Source organism: Sphingobium sp. WR1 (genome assembly GCF_059693745.1).
Map to the genome: position 1 here is coordinate 15,613 of NZ_JCATID010000044.1, position 12,459 is coordinate 28,071.

General features: G+C 62.6%; 11 protein-coding genes. 6 read left to right on the forward strand and 5 right to left on the reverse strand.

The window, feature by feature from the left end:
* Positions 1-44: 44 nt before the first annotated feature.
* The 3 genes from AC58EF_RS27035 (at position 45) to AC58EF_RS27045 (ending at position 3,080) form a co-directional block, all read left to right on the forward strand.
* Positions 45-902: a helix-turn-helix transcriptional regulator gene (locus AC58EF_RS27035; protein WP_497279478.1), complete on the forward strand. Its 858-nt coding sequence runs from the start codon at positions 45-47 to the stop codon at positions 900-902.
* Between the two features lie 196 nt (positions 903-1,098).
* Positions 1,099-2,214 carry a 3-ketosteroid-9-alpha-monooxygenase, oxygenase component gene (locus AC58EF_RS27040; RefSeq protein WP_497279479.1) on the forward strand — a complete coding sequence of 372 codons (1,116 nt, stop codon included), beginning with the start codon at positions 1,099-1,101 and terminating at the stop codon, positions 2,212-2,214.
* A gap of 29 nt (positions 2,215-2,243) precedes the next feature.
* Positions 2,244-3,080, forward strand: coding sequence for an alpha/beta fold hydrolase (locus AC58EF_RS27045; protein ID WP_497279480.1), 837 nt, complete (start codon positions 2,244-2,246; stop codon positions 3,078-3,080).
* A gap of 137 nt (positions 3,081-3,217) precedes the next feature.
* Here AC58EF_RS27045 and AC58EF_RS27050 read toward each other — a convergent pair whose 3' ends face one another.
* The 4 genes from AC58EF_RS27050 to AC58EF_RS27065 all read right to left on the reverse strand — a co-directional run bounded on the left by AC58EF_RS27050 (position 3,218) and on the right by AC58EF_RS27065 (position 9,975).
* Entirely contained in the window at positions 3,218-4,660 is a 1,443-nt protein-coding gene (locus AC58EF_RS27050; RefSeq protein ID WP_497279488.1) for an NAD-dependent succinate-semialdehyde dehydrogenase, read from the reverse strand.
* A 7-nt stretch (positions 4,661-4,667) separates the two neighbouring features.
* On the reverse strand, positions 4,668-6,860 hold the full coding sequence (locus AC58EF_RS27055; RefSeq protein WP_497279481.1) for an alpha-ketoacid dehydrogenase subunit alpha/beta: 2,193 nt from the start codon (positions 6,858-6,860) through the stop codon (positions 4,668-4,670).
* Positions 6,861-6,962: 102 nt separating this feature from the next.
* Positions 6,963-8,702 carry an FAD-dependent oxidoreductase gene (locus AC58EF_RS27060; RefSeq protein ID WP_497279482.1) on the reverse strand — a complete coding sequence of 580 codons (1,740 nt, stop codon included), beginning with the start codon at positions 8,700-8,702 and terminating at the stop codon, positions 6,963-6,965.
* A 70-nt stretch (positions 8,703-8,772) separates the two neighbouring features.
* Entirely contained in the window at positions 8,773-9,975 is a 1,203-nt protein-coding gene (locus tag AC58EF_RS27065) for an acyl-CoA dehydrogenase family protein (protein ID WP_497279483.1), read from the reverse strand.
* A 325-nt stretch (positions 9,976-10,300) separates the two neighbouring features.
* Here AC58EF_RS27065 and AC58EF_RS27070 point away from each other — a divergent pair, with 325 nt between their 5' ends.
* Genes AC58EF_RS27070 through AC58EF_RS27080 form a run of 3 tightly spaced genes read left to right on the forward strand, consistent with a single transcriptional unit; the run spans position 10,301 to position 12,311 of the window.
* Positions 10,301-11,338: a 2Fe-2S iron-sulfur cluster-binding protein gene (locus AC58EF_RS27070; protein ID WP_497279484.1), complete on the forward strand. Its 1,038-nt coding sequence runs from the start codon at positions 10,301-10,303 to the stop codon at positions 11,336-11,338.
* Positions 11,339-11,364: 26 nt separating this feature from the next.
* Complete coding sequence (locus tag AC58EF_RS27075) at positions 11,365-11,736, forward strand: EthD domain-containing protein (RefSeq protein ID WP_497279485.1); 372 nt, start codon at positions 11,365-11,367, stop codon at positions 11,734-11,736.
* 41 nt (positions 11,737-11,777) lie between these two features.
* On the forward strand, positions 11,778-12,311 hold the full coding sequence (locus AC58EF_RS27080) for a VOC family protein (RefSeq protein ID WP_497279486.1): 534 nt from the start codon (positions 11,778-11,780) through the stop codon (positions 12,309-12,311).
* A 57-nt stretch (positions 12,312-12,368) separates the two neighbouring features.
* Here the strand turns inward: AC58EF_RS27080 and AC58EF_RS27085 are convergent.
* The coding region (locus AC58EF_RS27085) for a hypothetical protein (protein WP_497279489.1) at positions 12,369-12,459 on the reverse strand (91 nt) is incomplete at its 5' end.

Consider the following 12,459-nt stretch of genomic DNA (forward strand, 5'->3'; position numbering starts at 1 on the left):
CCTATACCCCGATCCTCGCGCCGGCAGTAGGAGGAGGACGGGAGATGGCTGCGCGAACCTGTAATGTCGCTGCAGAGTTGGCTGTCGGCGGGATTAACGTCCAAGTGCTCGACTATCGCTGGAATGCCGGCGAGCAGATTACCGAGCTCGAGAAGGACTTTATCCTGCGGTACCGGGCCTTTCCCGCCGAGATCAGCGTCGCTGCTCGATTGCACGAAGGCGCGCTGCAGAATTTCGGACAGCTGATGTTCTTTCCCGCCGACGTCCCGATCGAGACCGATGCGGCGGACAGCAACGAGCGTACGCGAAATGTCATGTGCCGGTTTAGCGCCGACTGGTTTCAGCGTGTCTGGAACGTCAACGCCGACTGGGACAGCGGCGAGATCGCGCGCTGCATGGACATGCGCAACGTGCGCGTGGAGCAGGCCATTCAGCGGCTCGGGATGGAAGCAAGCTGTCCCGGCTTCGCTAGCCCGCTCCTCGCAGAGTCCCTCTCGACGGTCATCGCCGTCGAAATAGCCCGCCACTTTAATGGCGAGCCGGAAAGCTTCAGGGTCCGGACTCGCGACGGCATATTATCGCAGGGCGACCTCAACCGCATCTACGAGTTCGTCGAGAGCTTCTCGAACAAGTGCCCGAGCATCGACGACATCGCGCGCCAATGCGATATCAGCCCGGCCCACCTCCGCCGATCGTTCAAGAAAACGACCGGGCGGACCGTGCATCATTATGTCGAAGAGATCCGTCTGAAGAAGGCCCAGCAGTTGCTCGCCGAGACCGACCTGCCGCTCAAAGAGGTCAGCTATCGGCTCGGGTTCGCCGATTCGAGCACCTTTTCATCGACGTTCCGCAAGACGTCGGGCGAGACGCCGAGCGGCTATCGGTATCGGCATCGCCAATAGCCGTCCCGGGAGGATTGCCGGTGCGCAAAAGCGGCGAGCGGAATCCACATAGAATGCGCCGATCCCCATATCCGCCACGCTGAAAGGCTGAAGCGAAAGTCGTTAGGCTGCATCCAGAGTCAACGACCGCGCGCAAGCGGATCGGCATCGCCCAATGCCGCTCGCGAATGCGCCGGCAACTGGATGAGGCCCACCGATGAACGTTCAAACCGCCAACATTCTCCGCGCCGGGCACGACGCCCCGCCCTCGCGCTTCGCGCGCGGCTGGCATTGCCTTGGCCTCGCCGCTCCCTTCAAGGACGGCAAGCCGCATACGATCGAGATTTTCGGTTCCAAGCTCGTGGTCTTCCAACAGGAGGACGGCAGCATGGCGGTCCTCGACGGCTTTTGCCCCCACATGGGCGCCGATCTCGGGACGGGAACGATCATCGACGGCACGGTCGCCTGCCCCTTCCACGGCTGGCAGTGGAACGGTAAAGGCGAATGCGCCCATATTCCCTATTCGCCGCGGATCCCCCGCAAGGCCAGGATCAAGGCCTGGCCGGTGATGGAGCAGAACCAGCAGCTCTTCGTCTACAATGATCCAGAAGGAAATCCGCCGCCGCCGGAGGTCGCCATTCCCCCAATCGATGCGGTGATGAACGGCGAATGCCTCCCTTGGGAGTGGACGACGCTCCACATCCCCACCAATTGCCGTGAGCTCGTCGATAATGCCGCCGACGCGACCCATTTCTACTATGTCCACGGCTGGAGCGTGAACCGCTTCGTCAACATCTTCGACAAGCATATGGCAACCCAGAACGCCTGGTTCGAAGCGCGCAAGGACGTGAATTTCGGCGAGGTCGAGACCGACAAATCGGACTTTTCCTTCGCCAGCTCGGCGACCTATTATGGCCCCGCGTACATGATCGTGAACCAGACCGCCGAATATCTCGGCAAGCCGGTCGAGCTGTTCTTGATCAACGCCCATTACCCCGTGACGCCGAGCAGTTTCGTGCTCCATGCCGGGGTCACGACCAAGCGCATCGAAGGCGTGTCGGAGGAGGAGAGCATCGCACTCGGTCGCTCCTTCGGCAAAGCCGCGGTCGATGCCTTCTTCCAGGACGTCGAACTCTGGAAGCGTAAGACCCGCATCGACAATCCCGTCCTCTCCGAGTTCGACGGGCCTATCTACCAGCTGCGCCGCTGGTACGAGCAATTCTATGTCGATGCTGCCGACGTCACGCCCGCGATGACCGACCGCTTCGAACTCGACATGGATCTCACCGTGCCGCTCGAGGCTTGGACCCGCGACCAGGCCAGGTTCCGCTGAACGCCGATCAGATAGCGGAAGGACAAATTATGACTGAAAAGCCAGCCTTTCCCGTCGGGAAGTTCGCCACGGTATGGAACGGGAGCTACCGGCTCCACTATCACGAACTCGGCCAGCCGAACGACAAGCCGACTTTGCTCTTTCTTCACGGCAGCGGCCCCGGAGCAAGTGGCTATAGCAATTTCCGCAACAATTTCCCGGTGATGGCTGACGCCGGCTATCATGTCGTCGTCGTCGATTATCTCGGCTACGGCCACTCGGACAAGCCACGCGACTTCAGCTACAGCACGGAAAATCAGGTCGCGATGTTGCACGAGCTGATGCAGCAGCTGGGCGTTCGGCAGCTCGTGCCGATCGGCAATTCGCTCGGTGGATTCTATGGCCACGCCTATGCGCTCGAGCATCCCGGATCCGTCCCGAAGATCATCTCGATGGCGCCAGGCGGCGTGCATGAGGAAAGCACCCGTCCGTCCTCGCCCGGCCTCCAGGCCATGGTAGCCGCGGTCGGTGCGCAGAACTTCACGGCGGACAATTTTCGTGAGCTGCTGAAGCTCATCGTCAAGGACGAGCGCCATCTCACGGACCAGGTGATCGCCGAGCGCCTACCGATCGCGCAATCGCAGCCGATCGAGGTCTACAGCAAGGCGATCCACCATCCCGTCTGGGAGCGGCTCCACGAGCTCAAAATGCCTGTCTTGGCCTTCTGGGGCTTCCACGACCAGTTTCTTTCGGTCTCGCATGCCTTCATCATGCAGGAAAAGATCGATAACTGCCGCGTCATCATCTCCAACCAGGCTGGCCATTGGTTCATGATCGAGGAAGCACGTCTCTTCAACGAGGCCTGCCTCAGCTTTCTCGCAGAGTGACGCGTCTATTCCCTGCGCCGATATGCGTCGGCGCAGGATAAGCTCAACCAGCGCCTGCCGTCCGCCGCGGGCAAGAAAAAGGCCGGGACGCACATGATGCGATCCCGGCCTCCTCTTTGGGCACAACGGTCTGCCTGTCAGACCGACATGCAGAGATATTTCAGCTCGACATAGTCATCGATGCCGTAGCGCGAGCCTTCGCGGCCGAGCCCCGATTGCTTCACCCCGCCGAAGGGAGCCACCTCGGTCGAGATCAGACCGGTGTTGATGCCGATCATCCCGCATTCGAGCCGTTCGGCCACCCGCCAGACGCGTGCGAGGTCGGCCGCATAGAAATAGCCGGCAAGGCCGACTTCGCTGTCATTCGCCAGGGCAATGACTTCCTCCTCGGTGTCGAACCGGATTACCGGCGCGAGCGGACCGAATGTCTCGTCGCGCGCCACCATCATGTCTTGCGTCACGCCGGTCATGATCGTGGGTTCGAAAAAGCACCCGCCAAGCTCGTGCCGGTTCCCGCCACCGCGAACGACAGCGCCATGGGCCAATGCATCGGCAATATGCTCTTCCACTTTGAGAAGGGCGTTCTCGTTGATCAGCGGTCCGAGCTGCGTATCTTCGGACAAGCCGGGTCCGACCTTCAATCCAGCGGCCCGTGCGGCAAGCTTTTCGACAAACAGGTCATGGATACTCGCCTGGGCATAAATCCGGTTCGTGCAAACGCACGTCTGGCCGCTGTTCCGGAACTTCGACAGAACGGCGCCTTCGACAGCTGCATCGACATCGGCATCGTCAAAGACGATGAAGGGCGCATTCCCGCCCAACTCCATCGACGTCTTCTTCACCGTCGGGGCGCATTGCGCCAACAGTTTCCGACCAATCTCGGTCGAGCCCGTAAAGCTCAGCTTGCGAACCGCCGGATTGCTGGTGAGCTCGCCGCCGATCGCATCCGAACGGCCACTGACGATATTGATCACGCCCGGCGGTAGGCCGGCTAGCTCGGCGAGGATGCCGAGCGCAAAGGCCGTCAGCGGTGTTTCGCTTGCCGGCTTCACGACCGCGGTGCAGCCCGCCGCAAGCGCAGGCCCAAGCTTGCGCGTGATCATCGCGGCGGGGAAGTTCCACGGTGTGATCGCCGCCACGACACCGATCGGCTGCTTGAGCACGAGAATTCGCTTATCGCGCGCATGTCCCGGAATCACATCGCCGTAGACGCGCTTGGCTTCTTCCGCGAACCATTCAAGAAAGCTCGCGGCATAGGCGATTTCGCCTCGCGCCTCGACGAGGCTCTTGCCCTGCTCACGGGTAAGAAGGCGGGCCAACGCCTCCTGATGCTCGATCATGAGGTCGTGCCAACGCCGAAGCATGGTGGACCTCTCTTTGGCGGGACGTGCCGCCCAGCCCACAAGGGCGCCCTCTGCGGCCGCAATGGCACGCCGCGTCTCGGCGGCGCCCATTCGAGGCACAGAGGCGATGAGACCGCCATTGGCGGGATCAGTTACCCGGAGCGTGGACCCGTCGTCGGCCGCCACCCAATCGCCGTCGATGAGGCAGGCTTCGCGTATCAGATCAATATCGAGCATCATTCCCTTACTCCACAAAAGCCAGCGGGCGCCCCTGTTCGGCCATGACATGCCTCAGCCCCGCGGCAATCTCGGCGGGACCGGCGCATGCCGCGGCCTCGAGTATCTTCGATATGCTCGGGCTGGCCTCCCCGCCGTGGACGCGCTGAACAGGCTGGTCGAGCCAGTCGAACAGGCGGCGCTGGATCTCGTCGGCGAGCATGCCGCCATAGGAGGTGCCGATCGAACCCTGCTCGACGATCAGGACGTTGCCGGTCTTGCGCACCGAGGCCGAGATCGTATCCCAATCAATTCCGGCCCGATCAAGACTGCGCAGATCGATCACTTCGGCGTCGAGACCGAGCGCGGCGACTTCTGCGAGTGTCGTCGCGACCATCGCCGAATAGGTGAGGATGGTCATCGCGCTGCCGTTCCGCACGACCTTCGCTTTACCGAACGGGATGAAATAGTCGAGGTCGTCCTTCGGCGCCGGCCCCTTGCTGTTGTAGAGATCGACATGCTCGATGACGAGCACGGGATCCTTGCACAGCAACGCGCTGTTCATCAGACCCACATAATCGAAGGGCGTCGAGGGCGCCACGATCCGCCAGCCAACCGAGGTCGCGAAGATCCCTGCGGGATCCATCGAATGTTGCGAGCCATAGCCACTCCCCATCGCGATCTTCATTCGCATCACGAGCGGGACCTCGCCCTCGCCGCCAAACATGTGCCGGGCCTTGGCGATCTGGTTGAAAATCTGGTCGGCGGCCACCCACAGGAAATCGGGATACATGAGTTCCACCACGGGAATGTAACGGCCGTCCATCGCCATGCCGCCCGCCAGCCCGCAGAAGGCGTTTTCACTGATCGGCGTGCCGAGAACCCGATCCGGAAAGGCATCGGCGAGACCCCGCGTTGCGCCGTTCGTTCCGCCCTTCAGCCGATGAACGTCCTCACCGAGCACGACGATGCGGGGATCCTGGGCCATGCGCCGGTGCATGACGTCAGCGACCGTGTTGATGAACTTTTGATCGGCGACGATCGCCCCCCCAAAATTTTCGAGTTCGGCGGTGCGGACAGCCGCGAACTCGGAGAGATCGCCGCGAATACCAAAATCGCGAAAATCGGGTGATGGCCACAGGGACTGGACGATCCGCTTCTTGCCATCGACCTCCTCCACGAGCTCCGCCGCGATCGCGTGCATCATCGCGACGCAGCCGATGCGCAGGTCCGCCACGTCCTGCTCGCCGATCAGCTGCCGCTTGAGCATCCGGTCGGCAACGCGATCGAGCGGATCAAGCGCCCGCCAGTCCGCTTCTTCGTCCTTGGGCCGATAGCCGAAGGCGCTGCCCGGCAACGCGCCGTTCTGGTGGAAGTATCGATAGCAGTCCGCCTCGATGATCGAGGGTCCGTTCCCAGCACGCATGTGCGCCAAGGCTTCCTCTGTCGCGAGATAGACGGCCAGCGGATCCATGCCATCGACTTTCCATGAGGCGATCCCGAAACCGAGCCCGCGCGCGGAGAGGCGGGGTTCGGCGGTGACCTCGCTGACATGGGTCGCCACGGCATAGATGTTGTTCTCGATGAAGAAGCAGAGCGGCAGCTTCCAGGCCGCCGCCAGATTCATCGATTCGAGCACCGAGCCGATGTTGACTGCGCCGTCGCCGAAATAGTTGATCGCGACATCGTCGGTTCCGGCATGTCGGTGCGCCCATGCCGCGCCCGCCGCAAGCGGCGCGCCGCCGCCGACGATCGCGTTGGTGCCAAGATTGCCGGCATCAGTCCAGCGCAGGTGCATCGACCCGCCGCGGCCCTTGCAATAGCCAGGTGCGAGGCCGAGGATTTCGGCCAGCGTCTTGGCCATGAGGTCGCGCACCGGTTCCTCGAATGCCGACCGCGGCTGGATGCCTTCCGCCACCTTGGTGAGGGCCTTGGCGAGGAACTGGTGATGACCGCGATGCGACCCATTGATCTGGTCGCTGACCCGCAGCGGGAGGATCGAGCCGACTGCCCCGCCTTCCTGCCCGATCGAGGAGTGCGCCGGCCCGTGGACCAGTCCCTGGCCCGCAAGTTCGAGTACTTTTTCCTCGAAGGCACGGATCAGGTGCAGTTCGGCAAGCATGCTGCCGAGCAGCGCCGGATCGGCGGCATCCCAGTCCGCATCGCTTGTCTTGAGTTCACGCCAAGCGGCTACGGGTGTCAGGTCTGAATAGGTGGGCATGATATCTTTCCCGCAGTTCGGCCACCGGCCGAGTAGGTGTTGTCAAAAATGGCAAGTCGGCCGACCGGCGCGTTTCGGTTTGTCTCGCATCCGTGGGCCGCGCTACGCCGCTCCGCGCAGCGATTCTCCCTCCGTCTCGGCGATGGCGGCGGCGGCCACATAGCCGAAGGTCATCGCCGCCCCGAGCGTAGCGCCGGCACCCGGATAGGCGGGCCCCATGACCGAACCCGCGCAATTTCCGATCGCGTACAGCCCATCAATGATCGTCCCGTCCTCGCGGAGCACGCGGGCCTTCTCGTCCGTTCGCGGACCGCCTTTCGAGCCGAGATCGCCGAGGTCGAGGCGAACGGCATAGAATGGAGCCTTCACAACCGGGCCCAGGTTGCGGCTGGGCAAATGTGTCGGGTCGCCGAAATATTGATTATAGGCGTTGGCGCCCCGACCAAATTCGGGATCGGAACCGCTCGCGGCGTGCAGATTGAACGTCTCGACCGTCGCAGTGAGCGTATCGGCCGGAACCCCGATCTTGGCAGCAAGCCCCTCGAGCGTATCGGCGCGATAGAGGAAATTGTCGAACCAATCCTGAGGCAGCCGTGCGTCGGGCATCGCCCAGCCCGGCTGGAGTCCGCCCAGAGGATATTTTGCGCGATACTGCGCGTCGAAGATCAGCCAGCAGGGAATATTGGCGCCGGACGCCTTCTGGTCGCGGATCATCGCCTTGCCAAATTGGTGATAGGAACAGATCTCGTTGGTGAAGCGCTTACCGAGCCGGTTCACCGCAAGGCTATGGGGATAGCCGCGCTCGAAGAATATCCCCTGGTTGCGGACCATGTTGGGAGCCAGGCGAAAGGGTACCGCCACTGTCGGCGCCCACCAGGCTTCATCGAGAAACTCCGTCGCCGCGCCGATTTCGCGTACCGCGACGAGGGCGTCACCAGTGTTATTGTCCCGCGGCGTCGCACTCCACCGCAGTTCGGTAGCCTGCGGGAAGTGCGCGTCGCGAAGGTGCTGCGACTGCTCGAACCCGCCCGACGCCAGGATCACGGCGCGCCGGGCACGGATGAGAACGGGCCGCCCCTCCACCGTCGCGCGAACACCGATGACCTGCCTGCCTTCGGTCTCGAGACCGGTCATGCGTGCCTTGAGGATCAAGGGAATACCGCGATCGAGCATGGCCTTCCTCAAGCCGCCGACGAGCGCATTGCCAATCGTCAGCCGGCGATCACGATGGGTCCGCCGGCGGAAGGCCAAATCACCCCAATAACGGCGCAAGTTGCGCAGGATGACACGCCGCCAGCCGGGTGCACGTGTGATGATCATGCCGCCTTCGGACAGATCGAGGCTGATCTTGTCCATCATCTTGAATTCCGGATAGGATTCGCGCAGCTGAGCGTAGCTCTCGCCCAGAACGCCGCCGTCCATCGGCCGGATGAACATCGTCCGACCGCCGGGCATCGCCCCTTCAGCCTTGGGATAATAGTCGGGATGGCTCGCAAGCGGGTCGACATAATAGTCGACCCCGAGCGACGCCAGATAACGCACGAGCCCCGGCGCCATAGTCACATAGGCATTCAGCTTGGCCTCGGGCACGCGCCCTTCCGTAACCTCCAGCAGATATTTCAAGGCCTGCTCTGGCGGATCCCGCTCGGCGATGAAATCATTGCCCGGAATCCAGATCGCGCCGCCAGACACAGCGGACGTTCCGCCGTAGCGATCGGATTTCTCGAGAAGGATGGTACGCATCCCAAGGTCCGAGGCCCTCACCGCCGCGAGCATTCCGCCCGCACCCGAGCCGACGACGACCACGTCATATTGGAGCGTTTCGAGCGGTTGTCCCTTCATGCCGTTCCTCTCGCGCCGGCGGTGTCCGCCAGTCAGTATTACGGGGCCCGCACGTCGGCGGGCGCCCGATTCAAAGGAAGATATCCTGATTCTCACGGCCGAGCAGGGTCGCGCCGTAATTGGCGCCCCAGGCTTGGAAGCTGTTTGCCTGATGCTGGCCGCCAGCCTGGATATTAGCCAGGATCCGGGCGAAGGGCTGGCTGTTGAAGAGACCGCTGCCACCGGAAACCTTGAACAACCGCGCGGCGTGAAGCGCACAGCGGCCCGCGACTTCCGACGACTGATATTTGAAGCGGAGCCGATCCTCGACCGCCGGCGCCACCCCTTTCAGCGCGCAATCCTCAAGATGATCGAAATTGGCCCGCAAAGTATTCTTCATGTCGGCAACCGCTGCTGCCGCCTCGGCAACGGCGAGCTGGGCGAACGGATCCTCGGCCGTCTTGCCCCCGAACGAGCCGAGCTTGCCGCTGCCGAAGGCGATCACCTCGTCGAGCAGCGCTTGAAGCGCGCCGATGGAGGCCGTCGAAACCGACCGGAGAAAGACCTGGCCAAACGGCAGCCGGTAAAGCGGTCCGCTGTTTACCGCATTGCCCGGGCTCTTGCATTCGAAGCCTTGTCGGTGGGTATGCGTACGATAGGCCGGGACGAAGACGTCCTTGACGACGACATCGTGGCTGCCGGTGCCCTTGAGCCCTGCGGTGTCCCATGTCTCGACGAGTTCCACATCGGAGCGTGGAATCAGGAAAGTGCCCATGTTCGGGATGCCTTCGCCGCCGCCCGGGAAGAGGCCGCCAAGGAAATACCACTGCGCATGTTTGCTGCCGCTCGAGAACTGCCAGCGGCCCGAATAGCGGTAGCCGCCCTCGACGGCCTCCGCCTTACCCTTGGGCATGTAGGATGACGCAATGATCGCACCATCGTCCTTTCCGAACACGTCCTGGCCCGCCTGGTCGTCGAACAAGGCGATCTGCCAGTTGTGAACGCCGATGACGCCGTAGATCCAGCCGACCGACATATCGCCTTCGGCAAGCGCCATCTGGACGTCGTAGAAGGTCTTGGGACTCATCTCGTAGCCGCCCCAGCGGTGGGGCTGCAGGATGCGGAACAGGCCCGCATCCTTGATCGCCTGCACCGTTTCCGGGAGGATGTTCGCAGCCGCCTCGCTCGCCGCGGCGCGCTCGCGAAGGACGGGAATCAGCGCCCGGGCCCGCTCGACGAGGTCCGCGGGGGACGGAATGTCGCCGCTGGCGGCTTTCAATGCGGCTTCAGCCATGATCTCACTCCTCTTTTTCGTTGTCTGTTCGTCCCGGTATCAGCACGGCCCAATGCCGGCCTCGGGGTAACGGATCGCAAGAACAGACTAGTGGACTGCCAGCGTGCCAACAGATGGCGCGCATGTGACAAAGCGATCACTGCATTGACGTTTTGAGCGTGAAGGCACCGAACAAGCGCCGCCATCGGCTTCTTGTCCGGATTGGCAATACCCTGCGCGCCTAGACCAAGGGAATGAGCCTCCCGCATTGTACGGCTCCGATCTAGCTTTCTCCTAATAGCCGCGCCCCATCGACCGGACCGGCGAGAGAGGCAATTGAAGTGGAATGACCGTGAGCGACAATCACCACCTGCTGCGAGTTCATGACGTGATAGCGGAAAGCGACGATGCGCGTTCGTTCGTGCTCGCCGTTCCCGAGGACAAGCGCAGCCTGTTTACCTATCGGTCCGGACAGTTCCTGACGGTCTGCGCGCCGACCGACGAAGGTGAGCTTGAGCGCTGCTATTCGCTTTCGAGCGTGCACGGCGTCGATGAATTTCTCAAAGTCACGGTGAAGCGGGTTCCCTTCGGACCGGTGTCGAACTGGATGGTCGACAAGGTTCGGCCCGGTGATACTTTGCGCGTGATGCGTCCTGCGGGCCTCTTCGTGAGCCGGGCTCCCGAGATGGACCTGTCGCTCTTCGCAGCGGGCAGCGGTATTACGCCGATCGTCTCGCTCGCCAAGGACAGACTCCTTCACAATAAGGGCGCACGCGTTTCGCTCTTCTATGCCAACCGTGACGAACGATCGGTCATTTTCCGTACCGAGCTCGCGGCGCTTGCCGCCGATTTTGCCGACAGGTTCACGGTCACGCACTGGCTCGAATCCGTTCAGGGCCTGCCGTCGCACAAGTTGATCGCCGCCCATGCGCGCGACCTTGGCTCGCGGGAAAATTTTATCTGCGGTCCCGCTCCGTTCATGGACGCTGCCGCTGCGGCCCTCGCCCAGCTTGGCGTCGACAAGCATTTCGTCCATCTGGAACGCTTTGCTTTCGCCGCCCCGAAAAAGCAGTCACCCAATGCGGCCAGCCAGAGCTCGGCGCAGGACGAGCCCGATGCCTCGCTCGAGGTGACGCTAGGAGGCGAAACGAGAACGCTGGCTTGGCCGGCGGACACGCTGATGCTCGACGTCATGGAAGCGGCCGGTCTCAATCCTCCCTATTCGTGTCGGGCGGGCGCATGCGGAGCCTGCATTTGCCAGCTCGACGCCGGCAAGGTCGACATGCGGCACAACGAGCTGCTTGATGATGCCGATCTTGCCGAGGGTCTCGTCCTCGCCTGCCAGGCGATTCCCCGATCGGCAACGGTCAAGGTGACGTTCTAGTCGAATGGAATTTCGGAGAAACGCCGATGTTCAAGATATTAGCCTTCCTCAAGCGGAAGCCGGGCCTGTCGCGCGAAGCCTTTCGCCGATATTATGAAGCCGAACATGCTCCGCTGATCGCCGAGGTCGCGCCGCCGATGCGGCTCTATCGGCGGAATTTCCTGCAGTTCGGCGATGACGCCAATCTTCGGGCTGACGCATTGGATTTCGACGTCGTGACCGAGATGGAGTTCGCGGATCGCGCGGCATTCGAGACGTGGATGGCCGCAATGAGGGCGGATGATGCGGCCGGGCGGGTCGCCGACGACGAGCTCAAATTCATCGACCGCGGATCGATCCGGGCCTGCGTGGTCGAACAGGAAGGCCAGTCATCGAGCGACTCTGGCCGCGCGTCATGACGATGGAGAAGATACCAAAGCACGCCGATGCTCAAGCCTCCGTGAGTACCGGCCTTCCCGGCCTGCGGGGCACCGATCATATCGGCTTTACCGTTCCCGACCTCGATGAAGCTGTCGACTTCTTCGTCAACATACTCGGCTGCGAGGCCTTTTACGAACTTGGCCCCTTCGAAGCGGACGATGATTGGATGGAAAAGCATCTGAATGTCCATCCGCGCACTGTCATGCGCCGCCTGAAATTCCTTCGGTGCGGTCATGGATCGAATTTCGAGATTTTTGAATATCGGGCGCCGGACCAGCGGCGCGATCCCCCGCGCAACAGTGATGTCGGGGGCCATCATCTCGCCTTCTATGTCGACGACATGGAGGCGGCGCTGACCTGGCTTCGTGCCCGAGGCGTCCGCATTCTAGGCGACCCCACCGTCAGGACGGCCGGGCCTAGCGCTGGCCAGAGCTGGATATATTTCCTTGCGCCCTGGGGCATGCAGCTCGAACTGGTGAGCTATCCCAAGGGCAAGGGCTATGAGTCCGAGACGCCCCGGCGGCTGTGGCATCCGGCCCGTCCCGAAGCATGACCGGGCCTGCTACGCAGCCGTAAGCGGGGACGATCCCTTGCTCGTCCCCGCCTGCCCTCACGCGGCCGCCCCACGCGCCTTGAGCATGTCGAGCGCGACATCGACGATCATATCCTCCTGCCCGCCGACCATTTTGCGGCGGCCGAGT

Excerpts from the sequence above, each read along its gene's own strand:
- AC58EF_RS27035 (WP_497279478.1), top strand. The coding sequence starts at position 45 with ATGGCTGCGCGAACCTGTAATGTCGCTGCAGAGTTGGCTGTCGGCGGG.
- AC58EF_RS27040 (WP_497279479.1), top strand. The coding sequence starts at position 1,099 with ATGAACGTTCAAACCGCCAACATTCTCCGCGCCGGGCACGACGCCCCG.
- AC58EF_RS27045 (WP_497279480.1), top strand. The coding sequence starts at position 2,244 with ATGACTGAAAAGCCAGCCTTTCCCGTCGGGAAGTTCGCCACGGTATGG.
- AC58EF_RS27050 (WP_497279488.1), bottom strand. The coding sequence starts at position 4,660 with ATGCTCGATATTGATCTGATACGCGAAGCCTGCCTCATCGACGGCGAT.
- AC58EF_RS27055 (WP_497279481.1), bottom strand. The coding sequence starts at position 6,860 with ATGCCCACCTATTCAGACCTGACACCCGTAGCCGCTTGGCGTGAACTC.
- AC58EF_RS27060 (WP_497279482.1), bottom strand. The coding sequence starts at position 8,702 with ATGAAGGGACAACCGCTCGAAACGCTCCAATATGACGTGGTCGTCGTC.
- AC58EF_RS27065 (WP_497279483.1), bottom strand. The coding sequence starts at position 9,975 with ATGGCTGAAGCCGCATTGAAAGCCGCCAGCGGCGACATTCCGTCCCCC.
- AC58EF_RS27070 (WP_497279484.1), top strand. The coding sequence starts at position 10,301 with ATGACCGTGAGCGACAATCACCACCTGCTGCGAGTTCATGACGTGATA.
- AC58EF_RS27075 (WP_497279485.1), top strand. The coding sequence starts at position 11,365 with ATGTTCAAGATATTAGCCTTCCTCAAGCGGAAGCCGGGCCTGTCGCGC.